The following is a 19,968-nucleotide window of genomic DNA, read 5'->3' on the forward strand; positions in this document are numbered from 1 at the left end:
GGATAGAAATTATACGTGTTTAAGAAGATGACATATTGGATTGTAACAAGCTTTGAGAAAAGGATCTTTGCAGCATTTTAGTTATAGGACCAACTTGACCATCTTGAATTGCGGTTCCATCAAGGTGAGTCATCGGCAAAATTTCAATCGTTGTTCCTGTGAAGAAGCATTCATCTGCTTGATAAACATCGCGAATACTGAAAAGTTCTTCTCGTACAGGAATACGAAGGGTTTTCGCTAAGGAAAGGACATATTGACGAATGATGCCATTTAAAATAAGGTGATTGGCTGGATGTGTGTAGAGAGTTCCGTTTTTTATGAGAAAGAAATTAGAACAGCTTCCCTCAGTTACAGTACCATTTCGTACGAAAAGAGCCTCTTTGCAACCTTTGCGTTCAGCTTTCGTAGCAGCTAATACATTGGGTAATAAATTTAATGATTTGATATCACAGCGTAGCCAGCGCGTATCTGGTTCTGATATAGCACGTACACCATATTCAATCCATAACGCTGGTCTTTCTTTCTTCGTAATATAGGCATAGATTGTCGGCGGGACGTCATATGAGAATGTGTGGGTACGAGCTTGTACACCACGAGATACTTGTAAATAAATCGTTCCATCTTCGTAGAAATTATTATTTTCAATTAGTTTGTAAAGTAGGATAATCAGTTCTGCTTTTGAGAAAGGGAGTGATAATTCTATTTCTTCCATGGAGCGATATAATCTTGTGATATGCGGATCTAATAAGTGAAAGTTCCCTTTATATAGGCGAATAACTTCGTAGACACCATCTCCAAACTGCAAGCCTCTTTCTTCAAGTTCTATGTACGCGCGATGTTTTGTTGTATCAATAACTGCATCATTCCATAGTACAAATTTTTCGTATGCCAATTTCTGTCCCATCCTTTCGTAAGTGCATAAGTAAAGTGAAGCTTTCATTCATTTGGAATAAAAATCACTATAGTAATTTTTATGTGAGTACTTCTTTACATATGACGTATATGTATTTGTAAATGGTAGAGAAGTAGTAGTGATTTACCCCGCTATTTGTGGGCAGTAATACTCCCACTTAAAAATTCAGCTGGGGCAAAGAAGTGAAGCAGGCGAATAACTGCCCGTAAATGCCCGATTGGTGAGGGCTGATAATCAGTGGGGTGAACACCCCCCCACTGATTAAAGTTTCACTTTACAGCATTTTGTATATACAAATTCGAAAATAAGAAATAAGAATCCTGCTTTTGAATAAAAAAAAGCAACATTCTTATGGAATGCTGCACAAGGAGGGTAGCTATCTTTCATAGGGACATCGTCTTATTGAATGTTTTGTGTATGGAAACAAAACATATTGAAAGACAATTATAAGAAAGTAGAAATAAACGATTCACATATTTCTTTAAGGGATCTTAGTAAAGATGAGAGATAAGAAATATATAGAACCTCGTTTACATATTTTATTATAGAGATGTTTCGTTAATTCCATGTGAATATTTGGTAAAGGTTATGTAATGTTAAAGTTAATGAATATAAGTGATTGTATGGAGAAATATAAAAAAAAGAGGCTGAGATTACTCAGCGCTCTTCTTTTCTTCTTTAATAGCCGTCTTTACTTCACCAGTTTTGGTCTTGTTACTTTCAGAGAAGCGAAGTAAGTCACCTTCAATGATTTTGTCAGACATGTTCAATTCATTTTGGGCACGATCAATGAGTGGTTGAGATTCTTCTTTTGGTAATTGTACAACTTCGCCAGTAGTACGGTCGTAGAATGTACTGTTCGTGTACATGTACTTATCTGTAACGAAGCTACCGTCACGAAGAACAACGAATCCTTTATTTTCTGGTGAGAATACATCATGACCGAATTGAACTTGATTCGTAGAATCTACACCAAGTAAGTTTAGAATTGTTGGTTTAATATCAATTTCACCAGTTGGTTTTGAAATTGTTTTACCTTCTTTTTGACCTGGAACGTGAATAAACATCGGCGTTTTTTGTAAGTTCATATGGTCAAATGCAGTGATTTCTTCTTTTCCTAAGAACTGTGCCATTGCACGGTTATGGTTTTCAGAAATACCGTAGTGATCACCGTAGAATACAATAACTGAGTTGTCGTAAATACCTTCTGCTTTTAGACGCTCAATAAAGTGTTTCATTGCTTCATCTAAATAGCGAGCAGTTACCATGTAACGGTCAAATACGCCATCACCAGAATTATATTCATCGATTAATTTCGTGCTGTCATCATAAGTGAATGGGTAATGGTTTGTTAAAGTAAGGAAGCGAGTATAGAACGGTTGCTTCACTTCTTTTAACATATCGATAGATTGATCGAAGTATTCGATATCTTTTAATCCCCAATTTAATTTTGTTTCTGGCGTAATCTTGTAGTCAAGCTCGTTGTAGTAACGATCATAACCAAGTGCCGGATACATAATGTTACGGTTCCAGAATGTTGCGTTGTTCGCATGGAATACTGATGTGTGATATCCTTGCTCACGTAAAATTTCTGGAGTTGCTGTATATTCGTTATTACCGTGTGTGAAGAATACAGCACCACGGTCTAGTGGATACATTGAAGTATCTACTAAGAATTCAGCATCAGATGTTTTTCCTTGCCCAGTTTGATGGAAGAAGTTATCAAAGTAATAACTTTCTTTCGTAAATTGGTTTAAGAATGGTGTAACTTCTTGTCCGTTAACTGTTGCACCAATTAAGAATGTTTGTAATGACTCAAGAGAGACAACAATTACGTTTTTCCCTTTTGCAGTACCAAACATATTTGGATCTGGTTTGCTTTGCGTTGTTTTTACGTAGTTCTCTGTTTCCTGTAATTTACTACCGTCAGCAAAAGCTTTTTGTGAACTTGATTTTGCTTGTAAGCCAAGATCATACACTTGGTGTACATATAAACCTAAGTTTTTAACAAGCATAACGCGGTCGAATGAACGTGTTAATAGTTCAGGACGCTCAGCTTCTGCAAGTCCTAAGTTTGCGAAGAAAATAGCAACTGTTGACACGAAGTATAGGGAACGCATTGGGCGTGCTACACGTTCTGTCGGTGCAAAATTCTTCATCTTCTTCAATAAAATGAAGAATACAATAATATCAGCAAATGCAAGGATAATTTTGTAGTTAAACAATTCTTTCACACTAGAACCTAAACTTCCAAAGTTAGATGTTTGTCCTAGTACTGGTAAAGTAACGAAGTCATTGTAGAATCCGTAGAACATTACGTTACCAACAAGAACGATTGTTAAAACAAAATTAATTCCAAGTGCTATATAGTTACGTTTTTTCCCTTTTGCAAATAATGCAAGACCAACAAGCAGTAATGATGCTGCTAATGGGCTAAGGAATAAAATGAATTCTTGCATGAAAGATTCAAGTTTTAAATCAAAGCTTGTGCGTGTAATAAGGTACGTCTTCAGCCATAAAGCTAAAGCTACGAATACAGTGAAACGCACATTTTGAAATTGTGATTTCAAGGTTTCTTTCATTCATTTCCACCCTTTCTCTATCAGGCTTGGTCGATTTTGGAGCGAAAAATGCTAAAATAAAAAATACATAGTTTTCTTGGCCATAATTAGAGGTTCTATATTCACCCATATACGACTATAACTATGCATACCCTTTTGGTTTCTTGTGTTGCTCATAAGCATAACGTCATTTCTGTATTATACAACAAAATTCATTTCTGAGAAACACTATAACATTTTACATTTTTTGTATAAGATTTGTCACTACCAGAGAAAACTTTAACATTCGTTTATACGTCCGTCAACTAGAAAATATAACAAAGGTAGAGCAGAATGTTAAGTGATAGTGAAAATTTTCTGTGTTGAGAAATAAGAAATGACAATGGGTAAGCGGCTATCTAGAAACCTATTATATGAAGGGAAGTATGTAAAAATTAACGAACACTTGTTCTTTTTTAGTTTGTTTGTTACAATGAAAGTTCATTGATAGATTATGTGTAATTTTGATGAACTTTTACTGATAACATATTGTAGCTTATTTCTTTAAAAAAATAGGGAGGCTTTTACATGGAACAAAAATTTTCAGTTGAAGCGTTTTGGAAGAAAGCAAAACATGTTGCAAAGCAAGCAGGACAGTCGGTCATTTATGCAAGTTTATTATTGTTTTATGTTTTGCAAAGACCTGATGTTCCAAAGCGAGTGAAAATTATTGTGATTGGAGCACTTGCTTATTTTATTGCACCAATTGATGCCATCCCAGATTTCATTGCTGGAGTTGGTTATACAGATGATTTAGGGGCGTTAATGGCTGCTCTATTACAAGCGTCGTTATACGTCAATGAAGAGGTGAAAGATAAGGCACGAGTGAAGTTGGCAGAATGGTTTGGTTCGGATATAGACACATCCTTTATCGATCAGAAATTAGATCAATAGGTGAGAACTGTCATATGGTGACGGGGCGAACGTAAGCGAGGAAGTGCATTATGCCATCAGGAAGAACGCATACGAAAATAAACTTAATATCCCTTCCGGTTGTTTTGTTTATGCTCTTTTCGTATGGATTAACAAACTTGGATTTTTTATTAACTTTTGCAATTGGCTTTTTAGTAGGTACTTCATTTTTAACGCCTGATTTAGATACATATAGTAATGCGTATAATAAATGGGGGTTCCTACGTATCTTTTGGTATCCGTATAAGAAGGTCATGCCGCATCGCTCCTTCTTTACACATACAATTATACTTGGTGATGTGATTCGTATTGCATACATGTTAATTGTATTTTCTCCGTTTTTATTCCTATTAAATATAATTGCGTTTGACGGGAATTTAATAGAAATTGCGAAGGAACATGAGGTTGAAATTGTAACGTTCATAATGGGAATTGTTGTGGCAAGCACGCTTCACATTATAGCGGATAAAGTGAATACACGCCGCAAGAAAATGATGAGAAAAAAGAAGAAACGCAGAAGATAAAAAAACCGTCCCAAAAGGTATTTTGGGACGGTTTTTTCTTATTAAAAGGTTATCGTATCGCCGATGAAATTTCATTTGCCATTATGCGTGCTGCTTTAATCAAACGTTTGTTTAAAATTAAGCTTTCAGTACCTTAATACCTTTTACGATGTTCCAAATGAAATAGTATAAGCTAATAATGCTGCAAATACATAAAACGATGATGGATCCAATTCCGAATGTTACGTCTGGTTGTTCAGATCCAAGACCCATAATTCCTAAAATCATCACACCAATGAATGTAGCAATACTTGGGATAATATGTGTCCATAGAGCACGTTTTGCATGTGGTTTTGTTTCAGAATCGCCCACAATCCACACGATAATAGGGAATAAGATAGGGGCAAATAATACACTAAAGTATGATAAAGCTGCTAATATTTTGTTTCCGTTCATATATATCACCTCATAAATAATGTTCGTTGTTATACCTTTATTATGCAGGAGATTTAGCGAGCTTCCTATCGATAAACATTACAAGAACATGACGTTTTTGTAAGATTTTTATATTAAATAATAAAATTTTCAAAAAAATCTTTTTTAATAGAAATTGTTATGGTACAGTATAAATGAAAGTTTTGAAAACGTTTTCCTAAACGTTTTTTTATTTTTAGACTTAAAGGTATGATGACCTGATAGTCTATTGATGAGGTTATTCTATTTAAAAGGGGATTCTTTAGGGGGAGAGAACAATGAACACATGGACACAAGTTTATGATCCGTTCGGAAACATTTGGATTTCGGCAGCGGTCGCACTTATTCCGATTATCTTTTTTTTCTTAGCTTTAGCAGTTTTCCGCATGAAGGGGTATGTGGCAGGATTTATTACAGTTGTACTTACAATTTTAGTTGCGTTATTCGCTTATAAGATGCCGTTTACGATGGCGATGGCAGCGACGGGATATGGTTTTTTATACGGACTATGGCCAATTGCTTGGATTATCATTATGTCGGTATTTTTATATAAAATATCTGTGAAAACAGGTCAATTCGATGTGATTCGTGCATCTGTATTATCCATTACAAATGACCATCGTTTACTCGTTATTTTAATCGGTTTTTCATTCGGAGCATTTTTGGAAGGGGCAGCAGGATTTGGTGCACCAGTAGCGATTACCGCAGCGCTTCTTGCAGGTCTTGGGTTAAATCCTTTATATGCAGCGGGTCTTTGTTTAATCGCAAATACGGCACCAGTAGCGTTCGGAGCGATGGGAATTCCGATTACAGTTGCTGGACAAGTAACAGGTATTGATCCGCATAAAATTGGACAAATGGCTGGGCATCAATTACCGTTCTTATCATTATTTGTTCCGTTCTTTATCGTATTTTTAATGGATGGATTTAAAGGGGTAAGACAAACATGGCCGGCTCTATTTGTAGCAGGTAGCTCATTTGCAATTACGCAGTTCATTACAGCGACGTTCTTAGGACCAGAACTTCCGGATATTACGTCAGCACTTGTAAGTTTAGTGAGTTTATCGCTATTCTTAAAAGTTTGGCAGCCGAAAGAAATCTATCAGTCTAAAGAAGCAAATAGTGAAGTAGCAGCAACGGCGATATCTATGCCGAAACTAACGGTAGGAAAAGTAGTAAAAGCATGGTCTCCATTCATTATTTTAACTGTGATGGTAGTCATTTGGAGCCAAAGTTTCTTTAAAGCGTTATTTGCTCCAGGCGGTGCTTTGGAAAGCCTTGTGTTTAAGTTTGATGTTCCAGGCTTACACAATTTAGTAATGAAAGCAGAACCAATTGTAAATAAACCGACGCCGTATGAAGCAATCTTGAAATTAGATATTTTATCAGCGACGGGAACAGCAATTTTAATTGCTTGTATCATTTCTATCTTTATTTTGAAAATGAGTGCAAAAGATGCAGTAGTAACATTTAAAGAAACGTTACATGAGCTTAAGATGCCAATTCTATCTATCGGATTCGTATTAGGATTCGCGTTTATCGCAAACTATTCTGGTCTATCTTCTACATTAGCATTAGCACTTGCAGGAACTGGCGGACTATTCCCGTTCTTCTCACCATTCCTAGGCTGGATCGGTGTATTTTTAACAGGATCCGATACGTCAGCGAATGCACTGTTCTCGAATTTACAAGCGATTACAGCGCAGCAAGTCGGTGTATCTGAAGTACTTCTCGTTGCAGCAAATACAACGGGCGGTGTAACAGGAAAAATGATTTCTCCGCAATCGATTGCGATTGCTTGTGCGGCAGTTGGACTTGCTGGAAAAGAATCAGATTTATTCCGCTTTACAGTGAAGCATAGTTTATTCTTCGTAATTATTGTTGGTATTATGACGTATGTACAGGCATATTATTTAACGTGGATGATTCCATAAACAACAAAAGAAATAAACTTTGCATTTTTCAGATTATCGTGTATGATGGGAAAGTATTGAAAATTAAATCAGTGATAAACTAGGGGTGCCTAACGTATGCGTAGGCTGAGAGAGAAGCGTGTGAACTTCTTAACCCTTTGGACCTGATCTGGCTCGTACCAGCGTAGGGAAGTTAACGGCTTTACATAATGATGTCTTTATGAGCCAGGTCCTTATTTTTTTATGGACCTGGCTCTTTTTATTTTGGCATACGCTGGCCATATCTTGTCCTTGTCACGTACAGGGGGGGCAACAAAGGTTATGAAACAGTCTGTTTCAGCTGAGCAAATTGAATTGAAATCGAGTTTACCAGGAAGTAAGAAAGTGTATGTGGATGGACCACGCGCGGGTATGAAAGTGCCGATGCGCGAGATTGAACAAAGCGAAACGAACGGTATTCCGAATCCGCCAATTCGTGTATATGATACGAGCGGTCCTTATACAGATCCTGCGTATAAAGTGGAGCTGGAAAAGGGGTTGCAGGCGCCACGCCACTCTTGGATCCTAGAGCGCGGAGATGTAGAAGCATACGAAGGGCGCGAAGTGAAACCAGAGGATGACGGTGTGAAAGTGGCTTCGAAACATACACCTGTTTTCCCGCAAATGGACCGCCAGCCGCTTAGAGCAAGGCATGGTGCAAATGTTACGCAAATGCATTATGCACGTAATGGTATCATTACGTCTGAGATGGAATATGTTGCGATTCGTGAAGGAGTAGAGCCTGAGTTTGTTCGTAAGGAAATCGCGGAAGGTCGTGCCATTTTACCAGCGAATATTAACCATCCGGAAGCAGAACCGATGATTATCGGCCGTAACTTCCACGTGAAGGTCAATGCAAATATCGGAAACTCTGCGGTATCTTCTTCTATTGCAGAAGAAGTAGAGAAGATGACGTGGGCAACGCGCTGGGGTGCAGATACGATTATGGATTTATCTACAGGTAAAAATATTCATACGACGCGTGAGTGGATTATTCGTAACGCGCCTGTACCAGTTGGGACTGTACCGATCTATCAAGCACTGGAAAAAGTAAATGGAATTGCAGAAGATTTAACGTGGGAAGTGTATCGTGATACGTTAATTGAGCAAGCTGAGCAAGGTGTTGATTACTTTACGATTCACGCGGGCGTATTACTTCGTTACATTCCGATTACTGCAAAGCGTACGACAGGTATCGTTTCACGTGGTGGTTCAATTATGGCACAGTGGTGTTTATTCCATCATAAAGAAAACTTCTTATACACTCATTTTGAAGAGATATGTGAAATTATGAAGCAGTATGATGTTTCGTTCTCTCTTGGAGATGGATTACGTCCAGGTTCGATTGCAGATGCAAATGACGAAGCACAGTTTTCTGAGCTTGAAACACTTGGTGAATTAACGAAGATTGCTTGGAAACATGATGTGCAAGTGATGATTGAAGGACCTGGGCATGTACCGATGCATTTAATTAAAGAGAATATGGAGAAAGAGCTTGATATTTGTCAGGGCGCGCCGTTCTATACACTTGGGCCGTTAACAACAGATATTGCACCAGGTTATGACCATATTACATCGGCAATTGGAGCGGCGATGATTGGCTGGTTTGGAACGGCGATGCTTTGTTATGTAACGCCGAAAGAACATTTAGGTTTACCGAATAAAGATGATGTTCGCACGGGGGTTATTACGTACAAAATCGCTGCACATGCAGCTGATCTTGCGAAAGGGCACAAAACGGCTCATCAGCGTGATGATGCACTTTCAAAAGCTCGCTTTGAATTCCGTTGGCGCGATCAATTTAATTTATCTTTAGACCCTGAACGTGCGATGGAATATCACGATGAAACACTGCCAGCAGAAGGTGCGAAAACGGCTCATTTCTGTTCAATGTGTGGACCGAAGTTTTGTAGTATGAGAATTTCACATGATATTCGTGAATATGCGAAAGATAATGATTTAGAAACGACAGAAGCAATTGAAAAAGGGATGAAAGAGAAAGCGAGAGAATTTAAAGACACTGGTAGTCATTTATACCAATAATACGTTACACCTCTTTACTTGATTGATCACACTGTAGTACCTAACTTAAATATAGAAGAAGCCCCCTTTGCTAAGACGGTAGCAAAGGGGGCTTCTGTTGTTTATAGGGCGAAGAAGAGGTGTACCCAGTAGTATAAGAGGAATAATGTGACGACTGTTGTGAGAGGAATAACGATAAGGGATACACTTAAATAGTCTTTCCATTTTACTTTAATTTTGTTTTGTTTCAGGATATACATCCAAATGAGGGAAGCTAACGTACCAATTGGTAATAATAGTGAACCGATGTCACTACCAATAATGTTTGCCAGGTAGATAGTTTTTAATGTGACTGGGTCTAGTCCCATTTCTGTTAATGTGATTGTACCAATCATAAGTGCAGGATGGTTATTGAAGACGTTAGAGAGGAGAGAAACGAGTCCGCCCATTGCAAAGCTGGCATAGAGTAGATGCTGACTTACAACTGGCTCAAGCCAATTTACAAGTGCTGCTGTTAATCCTGCGTTGTGAAGCCCGTAAATAATTACATACATAGAGAAAGCGAAAATTAAAATATGCCAAGGTGTTTTTTTCAAAATATCGACTGGGTTTGTTCGTAAGTAGTACCATCTCCAGATGAGAAGAACGAGTGAACCGAGTACAGCAACAATTTCGATTGGGATGGATAAGAAGGATGCAACGAAAAGTAGACAGCGCATAAGGAAGACGAAACCTAATACTTTTAGCATGAATTTTGTGCGTTTTTGTTTCGTATCAACAGAATTTTTTCCTTTTAACGGATGGAAGTTTTTCGTGAAGAACATTTCTTCGATATCATATGAAGAAACAGGTAATTTCTCTGGTAGTTTTTTCTTTAAAACTGTGTACATAAGCCATGACATAAATAATAATCCTAATGTTGCAGGTACAAACATCATAGCAGTATGCATATAAAGAGTCATATTCACAATATTTAATGCGATTAAGTTTACGATATTACTTACACCAATGGGGGCACTAGAGGCAGTGGCGATTAAAGCACCACTTAATAAATAAGGGATTTGTTGATGAGGTTTTAATTTAAGGTTTCTCAGTAGTAAAATTAGGATTGGAGTTGTAATTAAAATACTACCGTCGTTATTAAATAAAAGAGTCATAAAAACATAATAATTGAATATACCATTATAAACGGCGACCGGAGCCCTTTGCTAAGTTTGCAAGTTTTGCTGCGGACCAGTGGAAGAAGCCGAAGCTTTCTAATATAACCGCCATAACGATGGTCGCTAATATTGTTATGGAGGCACCGCCAATTTTACTAATAATGTCTATGACGTCTGGCTTTGATACAAGTCCAGTAATCAGGATAATGCCAGCACCAATTGCTGCCGGCCACGCCTCATTTAAGCCACGAGGTCGCCAAAAGACAACAATCATTGTTAAGAAGAATACAATAATAGTAATCCATATTTCAATGCTCATATTTTGCCTACCGTTCTATTTTCCTTTGAACAAATGTAGCTTGTCTCAAGTTTGTATTGATAGTATATTCAGCAAAAAATAAGAAGAACTAGACATATAATGGAATAGAGCGAATATGTGTTTTTCAAGCTAAAGGACAAGTGTCACTAATAGTGAAATAACTATTGTGAGAGGAGTCTATAAATTGCTTAAGCAGTAAGATAGTAAATGAAATTTTTATCAGCAATTATTGAAATATATCAACTTATCGAAAAAACATGAAAAAAGGAGTCCGTTCCAAAATGCCTTTTGGAACAGACTCCCCCGAATATATTATTTTTCCTTCAAAAAAGTTCGATCCTTCAAGAATAAATTCCAGAAGAAAATAAATCCTGGTAGTAAAATTGCGATTCCAATTGCGTATAGGATAAGCAATGCATAGAATGTTTCTGTCGTTGTAAAACTTGTAAATACAGTTACATCAGGATAAATAATATAAGGTAAATGCGCGACACCGTAAGCGTAACTTGCAAATGCATATTGAGCGACGACTGCTAAAACGGCGATGCGAGGGTATCCTAGTGTGCCATACTTCTTGTTTGTCCACCAAAGAGAAGAGTATCCGATAACGAATAAAACGATAGAAACTGTAAACCATGGGAATTGCTTTATTAGTCCTTGCATAAGCCAGTGTGTTTCCGGATCCATTACAACGAGGGCAATAATTGCTGTAACGAGTGTTGCAGGACCAAGGATGATGGCGTTTCTTCTATAAATTCTATACGAATCTTCTGAACCTTGCTCTCTCGCAAAATCAGCAAGAAAGAGAGAGGAGAGAAATAGTTCCGAAGTTAGCCCAAAGAGCATATAGCAGTAGATAACCGGGCTAGAAAGAAGTTTTCCATACAGGAGTACTTCTTTTCCTTCAGACATTGTAATATAAGCCCCCTCTGTAACGGGTAAAACGGTAATTAATAAGGCTGGAATTAAGAGCCCAGTAATACCTGAAATCACCCGAAGGAGGAATTGATACTTTGGCAGAGAGTAAGCAAATACCATGAATGTACTGCGAATTGCAATGAGTATTAAAATTAACATAACTGGCACGAACATCACTGTCGCAAGGGTGAAAGCAGCTTTCGGAAAGAAACCGAGAAAAGCGACAACGACAAAGACGAGAAATGTATTTGTTACTTCCCAAGTTGGTGATAAGTATCGATTGGCAAGCTTGGCAGCGAGCGTTGGATGTTTTGCGTATACCATGCCCCAAAAACCTGCTCCAAAATCGATGGACCCTAATATACTATATACGAAAATAAGAGCCCATAAGATGATGATTGCAATACTTTCCTCATGCACGAGAATCGCCTCCTTCGTGATGTAAATCATTTGTAAGCGGATGTTTCTGAAAGAATGTCCGTAGTACAAAAACTGTTAAAATGCCGAGTCCAATATATAAAATGATGAATAGAATAAATAAAGGACCGACAAAATCAGCGCGTGTAGAAGCGTCGACTGTCCGTTGCATACCATAAATGGTCCACGGTTGACGACCACTACAGCTGAAAATCCACCCGAATTCAATACCGAGCATCATAATTGGTCCACATGCGGCAGCTCCCCAAAGAAGCCACTTCGGTAATTCTGCACCTTTTTTTCGGTAAACAAAGTACCAATATAAGAGGGCGATTGCTGCAACTGCAAAAGTAAAGGCAGCGGTGCCGACCATTAAGTTGAATAGTGTATGTGTGTAAAATGGTGGCCACGTTTCTTGTGGAAATTCCTTTAGTCCTTTTACGACGGTGTTAGGATCGAGTCCCACTAGTAGGCTAAGCATGTTCGGAATTTCTAGTGCATAGTTTAGTTCAAGTGTGTTAGGATCTACAACTCCGCCAATTGATAACGGTGCATGTGATGTCGTTTCAAATAAAGCTTCAGCAGATGCAAGTTTTTCAGGGGAATGCTTATGTAAGGCAATCGCCGATTCGTGTCCCGAAAGCCACATCGTAGCACCTGTAATAAATGTCACGACGAGTCCTAACAGTAGTCCTTTTTTATGATAAGCAATTTCACGTTTACTTAAATTCTTCTTTAATAATTTAAATCCAGCGATAGAGGCAATGACGGCCGCTCCAGTTGTATAGGCTGTAATCACAACGTGGAATGCGCTTGTGCCAAAACTCGGATTAAAGAAAGCTTTCCATGGATCAACGTTAAAAACTGATCCATCTGGCCCCATTGAAAAGCCTGCGGGTGTATTCATCCATGTATTTGCTGATGTAATAAGCACGGCAGATGCCGTGGCACCAATCATGACGAAGAATAGCGAGATTAATCTCATGAATGGAGGTAGTTTGTCAGCTGCATATACATAAATAGACATGAACAACGCCTCTAAAAAGAAGGCGAAAATCTCAATTTGAAAGGGAACAGAAATAACCTGCCCAACAATTTTGGCAAAACCAGGCCAAAGAAGTGAGATTTGCACACCAACAATTGTTCCAGTTGGAATTGCTACACCGAGAAGGATGGCAAAAGCCTTCGTCCATCTTTTCGCCATAATGGCGTAATCGGAATCTTTCTTCCAGTGATAGAGTATTTCACTTATAAAAATCATTAATGAAAGTCCGACACCAAGTGTTGCAAAGATAATGTGGAATGCTAATGAAGAACCAAAAAATGCTCTTGCTAATGTTACCGTATCCATATGTAAACTCCTCTTCTTTTTGCCATTATTTTCTGATTGAATTGGAAGATTTATTCAAAAAAACTACCAAAAATATATATGTATTTAAAAAGTGGATATGGTAATATAATGTTTGAATATTCTAAAAAGAAAGAAGTTAATTTTTAATAATATTTTGTTTGTTTTTTAGTAAGGAATATTTTATAATCTTTTATGCGAACATAAGTTCTGTTTTTCGAGGTGAAGAAGTTTATGTGAAATGGAGAGGATGTTTTATGTATCCTGAAGTCATTAAAAAGATGGCATTTTCAAAAGAGCATAGAGATTTATTATTGAAGCTGTATAATAAAGAGATTACGCGTCGTGAATATGATCGACTTGTGGCATCGCTATATAGACCTTCTAAAGAGGCTTGTGAGGGATAGAGGCACGGGAGACAATCTATTAGATTGTCTTTTTTAATTTTACGTATGTTCTGGTAAAATTAAGGCTAGCCTTATTAGGGAGGTGAAAAGATTGCGGAAACGTTTATATATAGGGATTGGAGTTATTCTCTTAATCGCTTTAGGTGGCATTGTATTTTGGTCAGCTATACAAGGAAACCGTACAGAACATTTTATTTTAAGACATATGGTGAATGAAAATGGGGCGCTTGCCACATATCGTTTAGCGGATACAAAGGCAGGTACGGGTGAAGCGAAAGGCCGTGAAGCTTTATCGGAATCAGCAGGACTATGGCTACAATATACATTGGATAAAGACGATCAAGCGTTATTCGATGAACAAGTTAAGGTTATTCAAAATAGCTTTGTACATAAGGATCATATTGTTATATGGAAAATCTCTGAAAAGGGAGAAATGCAGTCAGCTACAAATGCACTTATAGACGATCTTCGTATTATAGAACAATTATATCGTGCTTATGAAATGTATAAGGAAGAGCGTTATAAAAACTTGGCAGATCAATTGAGTGACGCTGTAATTCGTTATAATAAGAAAGATAATTATTACGTTGATTATTATGATGCAGATGCAGGTAAACAAAATAATTTTGCAACTACATCATACATAAATCCACACGCATTCTCGTATATGAAAAAATACGGCAAAGTTTCTGCTCAGCAATATCAGGAAGTCGTTCAATTTTTAGCGGATTATCCAAGGCATGGTTGGGCATTCCCAAAAGAGTATAAAGAAGATGGTACATTTACGTACGATAAAGAAGTAAATCTTATTGACCAATCATACGTTGCATATCATCGAAGTTTAGGTGGCCTTTCATCAGATGCTTATTTGGAATTTATCAAGAAGAAGTTCCAGGAGGATGGAAAACTATACGGTCGTTACAATTTAGAAACGGGAAAACAAACTGTGAATTATGAATCGCCAGCCGCGTACGGACTAACGATTTTGTACGTACTACAAACAGGTGATACAAAGTTTGCAAAGGAATTATATGATCATATGGCCACATTCCGAAATGACAATATATTTAGTAGATATTACGGTGGATACGTAACAGGTGAAAATAATAATACGCATATTTTCGATAACGTATTGCCGCTTTTAGCGGAAATGGAATTGGAGAAGAGTAAGAAATAGAAGGTGCCATCCTCTGGAGGTGGCACCTTTTATTTTTTACTAAGTCGATATAATTTTACGTTCTAATATTGGAGAAGTAGTCAATTACGAATTTACGGAATTGCTGAGCGGTTTTTGATAAGTAGCGTTTCTTCGACCAACTTAATCCGATAGTTCGCTCGCAATTGGGTTCAATAATACGTAACTTATTTAATGCTAAAGTAGAGTTTTTTAATAAAGTTAAACTTGGGACAAAGGCGATGCCGAGACCTTGCTTAATAAGGTCGCTAATCACGGTTGGTTCATCTACTTCAAAAGCGATATGTGGAGTGAAGCCAGCTTCTTTACAAAATTCATCCGTTAAGTGCCGAAATCCGTAACCAGTATTCATACTAATAAACGGTTCGTCTTTTACTTCATGCAGATAGATACTTTCACGTCCTGATAAACGATGACCTGAAGGGACGACTAAGAAAATTTCTTCTGTAATAAGTGGTTCCCACATAATTTCCTCGCCTTCAATTGGCACAGAAGAAATGCAAAAGTCGATTTCTATATTATCTAGTTGTCGTTTCATAGAAGGAGTAGATGCGAGAAACTGTTGGAATCGAACGTTAGGATGTTCTAGTAAAAAAGAACCAAGTAGTTCTGGTAATATTCTCGGGATAGAAACTGCCAGTGTAATAGAGCGTTGTTGTAATTCAGCTAAGTCTTTAATTTCTCGTTCGCCTTCACTTAATTCATGAAAAATACGCTCTACTCGTTTTAAAAATACTTTCCCAAAAGAGTTTAATGTGATCTGTCGACCTTGGCGATCAAATAAAGGGACGCCTAAGTCCTTTTCTAATCTAGCGATTGTTTTGCTGAGCGAAGGTTGCGCGATATGCAATTCTTCAGCAGCCTTTGTCATATGCTCTAATCGTGCAACTGTCTGAAAGTATTTTAATTGAAGAAGTTCCATTTTGAATCTCCTTTCTATAGACCAAAAGGAATGAATTGATAATTAAAGATGTATTATACAGTATGAAAAGTGACGTGTATAGTAAATCTGTTAAACCATTCTAATGGTGTTAAATTAGGAGAAGGAGTATGTTTCATGAAGGGAATTCAACTTATATTTAAAGATTGGAAAGCGATGTGGCACCATAAACATGGACGTATCGCTTTAATTTTTTTGTTAATCGTTCCTTTAATTTATTCAGGATTCTTTTTAGCGGGATATTGGGATCCATACGGACGATTAGATAAATTACCGGTTGCGGTTGTGAATTTAGATAAGGGCGCTGCTATGGATGAAAAAACAATTCATGCAGGAGACGATTTTGTTAAAAATTTAAAAGAGAACAAGGAACTAGCTTTTCATTTCGTATCAGAAAAAAATGCTGATGAAGGGTTAAAAGAAGATAAGTATTATATGGTTGTTACGATTCCAGAGGATTTCTCTAAAAAGGTAAGTACGCTTATGGATGAGAAACCAGAGCCGGCCCAATTGCAGTACAAAGTAAATCCAGGTAAAAACTTTGTAGCAGCCCAAATTGGAACGACAGCTGTGGAAAATATGAAAACAAAAATCTCAAATAGTATTACGAAATCTTATACAGAAGGGGTCTTTTCAAAGTTTCAAGACTTAGCACAAGGATTGAGTGATGCAAGTAATGGTGCTGAGAAGCTGCATGAAGGAACGACAGATGCAAAAAATGGGGCGAATCAGCTTGCAGATGGTATTCATCGTTTAAGTGACGGGGCATCAAAAGTGAAAGAGGGAAGTGAAAAACTTGCTTCTAGCCAATCTGCCTTAAGTGGCGGCGCAAATGAGCTGAGTGAAGGGGCAACCTCACTTCATAGTGGTATGGAGTTATTAGCTCAAGGTGAAAAAACTTTACAATCAGGGGTTAGTGAATTAAGTGCTGGTACAAATGAATGGGTGAACGGAAGTGAGAAACTTGCTGAAGGGCAAGTGAAAGCGGACAATGCAGCAAATAGTGTAAAACAACAATTAGAAGAGTACGTGAAAAGTCATCCGGAAGTGCAGCAAGATCCTGCTTTTCAAAAAATCATTGCTACTTCTAACGGATTAGCTAAGGCAGCAAACACTTTAAATAATAGCCAACAACAATTGACACAAGGTGCGAAGAAGCTTGCTGACGGTCAGAATAAGATTGAAGAAGGTATGAATACATTCGGAGTTAAGTTAAGCGAAGCTACTGCTGGAACGAAAAAGATAGCAGATGGTGCAGCAAATGTAGCAGATGGATTTACGAAGTGGGGAAATGGATTTACATCCCTGCAAGAAGGTGTAAATCATCTTGCAAGTGGCGGAACAGAGCTGAATCACGGGGCTGATCAGTTAACGAACGGACTTGTTAAACTTGACGATGGTGCGAAAGAACTTTCTACGAAATTAGGAGAGGGCGCAGAGAAGATAGCGGATGTTCGCAATGATGATGCACGCAATACGATGTTCTCAGAACCGGTTCAATTAGTGAAGTCGACAGTTTCTGACGTGCCTAACTACGGTTCAGGTATTGCACCATACTTCTTATCACTTGCATTTTATGTTGGCGGAATTATGGCTTCGAATATTTTACCGCTTGGTCGTAGACAGAATATGAAGGTAAGCGGAACGGTACATTTTATTAATAAACTAGGATTAGTATATTTAATTGGACTTATTCAAGCATTACTTGTGGATGTGGCTGTGCTAGGAGTTATGAAATTAGAAGTTGCAAGTGTGCCACTCTTTGTTTTATCTAGTATCGTTATTTCCTTTACGTTCATGACATTTATTCTTATGCTAGTAACGGTATTTGGTCTTGTTGGAAAGTTCTTAGCAGTAACTCTTCTCGTCCTGCAATTAGCGACGAGCGGGGGGACTTTCCCAGGAGAATTAAATATAGCTGTTCTTAGCAAAATTGGACAGTTTCTCCCAATGTCCCATTCTCTTAGAGGATTACAAGATGTTATCTCTTTAGGAGATTGGTCACAATTACAAATGCAAATTTTAATATTGTTATGCTATCTCGTTGTTGCCGGCGGAATTGCTTGGATCACGAGTCATATACAACATAGGGAAACGAATGCAGAACAAGTTTCTTAAAATGAAAGAAGCTATCCGATTTTTCCGGATAGCTTTTTCTTATTTCTTTTCCATTACCGCAAAGTAATTATTTTCATTATCAGCAAAGTTGAATGCTCTACCTGTAGGTAAATCTACAACTTGTCCAACGGTAACGTTTTTCTCAGAAAGATCTTTATACAATTGATCTAAGTTATTAGAGAAGAACATAAGTGAAGGTGTATTTAAATTTAATTCAGGTTGCATCTTCGCAATTAACGCTTTATCGTGAAGGACGATGCTTGTGCCTGCTTCTTTCGTTGGTGCAATTTCAATCCAACGAAACCCTTGTCCGTTATTTTCTTCCGCAATAATTTGGAATCCTACTGTCTCAGTCCAAAATTGTACTGCTTCATCTTGATTATTTACATATAACATAATTTGTCCAATTTGATTAATCATAGGTGTGTCCTACTTTCTTTTCTTGTATGGAACTCTATTATATCAAAGATATGGTTTGAATACCTTTTCGTGATTTTTCCGAAGTACAACCTTCGCCCATTTCACATTTGTTGTAGGGGAAGGTCCTGTAATCCACGTATGAAGTGGTAGTGTACTGCAAATGACCATTGCTGAAATCGAGATTGTGGCCGTTATTGTAAATAATAATAGGCTATATAATATTGTGTTTTCTTGCAGTGTAAATAAAGAAAGAAATTTTGTACATAGTTGTAAGAAGAAAAAGTGAGCTAAATAAGCACCATATGTGTAATTCCCGATAAATCGTAAAGCTTTATACAAGAAACCGCGTCGCTGTACGATTGTAATAGACAGAACGTAAAGTATGATAATTTCGCATACAATATATAAAAACATAGACGGTTTTAAATAAGTCGAAACGGTTAAATGAATAGAGTTTGCTCCGTAAAAACTAAATAACTCATAATTGATGAATAGAAATAAGACGAAAAATAACATTGTTATAAGCGGGATATGTTTCATGACAAATAAACGCCAAGTTTTTAGTGCGACAGCTGCGATTCCTCCCATGACGAAATAGAATGAGTAGAAGAAGAAGGAACGATCTGTATAATGTAAAATGGTTGAGCTAGTCAATTTCTCTCCATTAAAAATGTAGTGAGAAGAATACCACATTAAGAGGAAATATAGAGAAGCAAAGATGGTCATATATTTATATATGTCTTTTTTATTTTCTGTTCGTTTTTGAAACCAATAAAATAGTGTGCACAGCAAAGGGAACAATAAATGAATTTGAAACATCATAATCACGTACCAAAGATGGGGCGCGGCTGTTCCGAGTAATAAACTTTTTATTCCGCTTTGTAGTGTAATCATATCGTTTGTTGTTAATAAGTAAAGAATAGACCAGAAGAAATAAGGAATGAGTAAATGTGCGGCTTTTTCATAAATATATTCTGTGTAGGCTAGTTGCTTTGTATATTGCCGAATTAAGTGAAAGCCAACGATAAATATGAATGCAGGTGCTGAAAATTTTGCAAGGTTGAATAGCATGCCCATAATGAGGGATTGCTCAAGTAAGACATTTCCTTGATTCATTGTATATAATAAGGAACTTTGCAAAACAACAGCAAGGAATGCAATGCTTTGCAAAATTTTAAATTCTGGTGCGCTTTGAGTCATTATGTCCATCTCCTTTTCCATACATGATTATAGTACGGAGAATGGATAATAGGTGTGGAATATTTGTGAAGATTATAACAAATTTGTGGCGGAATGGATTATTTCGATATATTTATCACAACAAAAAAGAGGATGCTCGTTTGGAGCATC

The 19,968-nt window shown here is 37.4% G+C and carries 15 protein-coding genes, 1 pseudogene and 1 riboswitch; of the genes and pseudogenes, 7 read left to right on the forward strand and 9 right to left on the reverse strand.

The window, feature by feature from the left end:
• Positions 1-19 precede the first annotated feature (19 nt).
• A complete protein-coding gene (locus tag FS802_RS21295) occupies positions 20-904 on the reverse strand; it encodes a D-amino-acid transaminase (RefSeq protein WP_098653692.1) in 885 nt (294 codons plus the stop codon).
• Between the two features lie 662 nt (positions 905-1,566).
• Positions 1,567-3,495 carry an LTA synthase family protein gene (locus FS802_RS21300; protein WP_000665355.1) on the reverse strand — a complete coding sequence of 643 codons (1,929 nt, stop codon included), beginning with the start codon at positions 3,493-3,495 and terminating at the stop codon, positions 1,567-1,569.
• 546 nt (positions 3,496-4,041) lie between these two features.
• Between FS802_RS21300 and FS802_RS21310 the strand changes: the two genes are divergently transcribed.
• Both FS802_RS21310 and FS802_RS21315 read left to right on the forward strand, forming a co-directional pair.
• Positions 4,042-4,407 (forward strand): YkvA family protein, encoded by a 366-nt coding sequence (locus tag FS802_RS21310; RefSeq protein ID WP_000435500.1) that lies wholly within the window; start codon positions 4,042-4,044, stop codon positions 4,405-4,407.
• A 50-nt stretch (positions 4,408-4,457) separates the two neighbouring features.
• The gene (locus FS802_RS21315; protein ID WP_001139085.1) at positions 4,458-4,949 is read left to right on the forward strand and encodes a metal-binding protein; all 492 of its coding nucleotides are present in this window, start codon (positions 4,458-4,460) and stop codon (positions 4,947-4,949) included.
• A gap of 117 nt (positions 4,950-5,066) precedes the next feature.
• Here the strand turns inward: FS802_RS21315 and FS802_RS21320 are convergent, their stop codons facing one another.
• A complete protein-coding gene (locus FS802_RS21320; RefSeq protein WP_001014112.1) occupies positions 5,067-5,384 on the reverse strand; it encodes a magnetosome magnetite crystal formation protein family in 318 nt (105 codons plus the stop codon).
• A gap of 296 nt (positions 5,385-5,680) precedes the next feature.
• Between FS802_RS21320 and lldP the strand changes: the two genes are divergently transcribed.
• Both lldP and thiC read left to right on the forward strand, forming a co-directional pair.
• The gene (gene lldP, locus FS802_RS21325) at positions 5,681-7,336 is read left to right on the forward strand and encodes an L-lactate permease (RefSeq protein ID WP_078183255.1); all 1,656 of its coding nucleotides are present in this window, start codon (positions 5,681-5,683) and stop codon (positions 7,334-7,336) included.
• A gap of 71 nt (positions 7,337-7,407) precedes the next feature.
• A riboswitch (TPP riboswitch) is annotated at positions 7,408-7,523 on the forward strand.
• Between the two features lie 113 nt (positions 7,524-7,636).
• The gene (gene thiC / locus FS802_RS21330; protein ID WP_098094193.1) at positions 7,637-9,397 is read left to right on the forward strand and encodes a phosphomethylpyrimidine synthase ThiC; all 1,761 of its coding nucleotides are present in this window, start codon (positions 7,637-7,639) and stop codon (positions 9,395-9,397) included.
• A gap of 101 nt (positions 9,398-9,498) precedes the next feature.
• On the opposite strand, the pseudogene FS802_RS21335 reads toward thiC, so the two are convergent.
• From FS802_RS21335 to cydA, 3 genes and pseudogenes are all read right to left on the reverse strand, one after another.
• A pseudogene (locus FS802_RS21335) lies at positions 9,499-10,855 on the reverse strand (arsenic transporter).
• 312 nt (positions 10,856-11,167) lie between these two features.
• The gene (locus tag FS802_RS21340) at positions 11,168-12,193 is read right to left on the reverse strand and encodes a cytochrome d ubiquinol oxidase subunit II (protein ID WP_000544166.1); all 1,026 of its coding nucleotides are present in this window, start codon (positions 12,191-12,193) and stop codon (positions 11,168-11,170) included.
• Positions 12,186-13,541, reverse strand: coding sequence for a cytochrome ubiquinol oxidase subunit I (gene cydA, locus FS802_RS21345; RefSeq protein ID WP_098720364.1), 1,356 nt, complete (start codon positions 13,539-13,541; stop codon positions 12,186-12,188). The genes FS802_RS21340 and cydA overlap by 8 nt, the downstream gene beginning before the upstream one ends.
• A 254-nt stretch (positions 13,542-13,795) precedes the next feature.
• Between cydA and FS802_RS31220 the strand changes: the two genes are divergently transcribed.
• Positions 13,796-13,945 (forward strand): hypothetical protein, encoded by a 150-nt coding sequence (locus FS802_RS31220; protein WP_000283173.1) that lies wholly within the window; start codon positions 13,796-13,798, stop codon positions 13,943-13,945.
• Positions 13,946-14,036: 91 nt separating this feature from the next.
• Positions 14,037-15,122, forward strand: a complete 1,086-nt coding sequence (locus FS802_RS21350; RefSeq protein WP_141545947.1) for a transcriptional regulator — start codon at positions 14,037-14,039, stop codon at positions 15,120-15,122.
• Positions 15,123-15,177: 55 nt separating this feature from the next.
• Here FS802_RS21350 and FS802_RS21355 read toward each other — a convergent pair whose 3' ends face one another.
• Positions 15,178-16,062: a LysR family transcriptional regulator gene (locus tag FS802_RS21355; protein WP_000421920.1), complete on the reverse strand. Its 885-nt coding sequence runs from the start codon at positions 16,060-16,062 to the stop codon at positions 15,178-15,180.
• Between the two features lie 135 nt (positions 16,063-16,197).
• On the opposite strand from FS802_RS21355, the gene FS802_RS21360 reads away from it, so the two are divergent.
• Positions 16,198-18,198: a YhgE/Pip domain-containing protein gene (locus FS802_RS21360; protein ID WP_098653697.1), complete on the forward strand. Its 2,001-nt coding sequence runs from the start codon at positions 16,198-16,200 to the stop codon at positions 18,196-18,198.
• Positions 18,199-18,237: 39 nt separating this feature from the next.
• Here FS802_RS21360 and FS802_RS21365 read toward each other — a convergent pair whose 3' ends face one another.
• Together FS802_RS21365 and FS802_RS21370 are read right to left on the reverse strand one after the other, a co-directional pair.
• Positions 18,238-18,618, reverse strand: coding sequence for a VOC family protein (locus FS802_RS21365; RefSeq protein WP_000609846.1), 381 nt, complete (start codon positions 18,616-18,618; stop codon positions 18,238-18,240).
• 42 nt (positions 18,619-18,660) lie between these two features.
• Positions 18,661-19,818 carry an acyltransferase gene (locus tag FS802_RS21370; RefSeq protein WP_098653698.1) on the reverse strand — a complete coding sequence of 386 codons (1,158 nt, stop codon included), beginning with the start codon at positions 19,816-19,818 and terminating at the stop codon, positions 18,661-18,663.
• Between the last annotated feature and the right edge of the window lie 150 nt (positions 19,819-19,968).

Source organism: Bacillus sp. DE0042 (genome assembly GCF_007680225.1).
Lineage (GTDB): Bacteria > Bacillota > Bacilli > Bacillales > Bacillaceae_G > Bacillus_A > Bacillus_A wiedmannii.

What these genes read in the sequence shown, in the direction of transcription:
- FS802_RS21295 (WP_098653692.1), bottom strand. Translation starts at nt 904, where the DNA reads ATGGGACAGAAATTGGCATACGAAAAATTTGTACTATGGAATGATGCA.
- FS802_RS21300 (WP_000665355.1), bottom strand. Translation starts at nt 3,495, where the DNA reads ATGAAAGAAACCTTGAAATCACAATTTCAAAATGTGCGTTTCACTGTA.
- FS802_RS21310 (WP_000435500.1), top strand. Translation starts at nt 4,042, where the DNA reads ATGGAACAAAAATTTTCAGTTGAAGCGTTTTGGAAGAAAGCAAAACAT.
- FS802_RS21315 (WP_001139085.1), top strand. Translation starts at nt 4,458, where the DNA reads ATGCCATCAGGAAGAACGCATACGAAAATAAACTTAATATCCCTTCCG.
- FS802_RS21320 (WP_001014112.1), bottom strand. Translation starts at nt 5,384, where the DNA reads ATGAACGGAAACAAAATATTAGCAGCTTTATCATACTTTAGTGTATTA.
- lldP (WP_078183255.1), top strand. Translation starts at nt 5,681, where the DNA reads ATGAACACATGGACACAAGTTTATGATCCGTTCGGAAACATTTGGATT.
- thiC (WP_098094193.1), top strand. Translation starts at nt 7,637, where the DNA reads ATGAAACAGTCTGTTTCAGCTGAGCAAATTGAATTGAAATCGAGTTTA.
- cydA (WP_098720364.1), bottom strand. Translation starts at nt 13,541, where the DNA reads ATGGATACGGTAACATTAGCAAGAGCATTTTTTGGTTCTTCATTAGCA.
- FS802_RS31220 (WP_000283173.1), top strand. Translation starts at nt 13,796, where the DNA reads ATGTATCCTGAAGTCATTAAAAAGATGGCATTTTCAAAAGAGCATAGA.
- FS802_RS21355 (WP_000421920.1), bottom strand. Translation starts at nt 16,062, where the DNA reads ATGGAACTTCTTCAATTAAAATACTTTCAGACAGTTGCACGATTAGAG.
- FS802_RS21360 (WP_098653697.1), top strand. Translation starts at nt 16,198, where the DNA reads ATGAAGGGAATTCAACTTATATTTAAAGATTGGAAAGCGATGTGGCAC.
- FS802_RS21365 (WP_000609846.1), bottom strand. Translation starts at nt 18,618, where the DNA reads ATGATTAATCAAATTGGACAAATTATGTTATATGTAAATAATCAAGAT.
- FS802_RS21370 (WP_098653698.1), bottom strand. Translation starts at nt 19,818, where the DNA reads ATGACTCAAAGCGCACCAGAATTTAAAATTTTGCAAAGCATTGCATTC.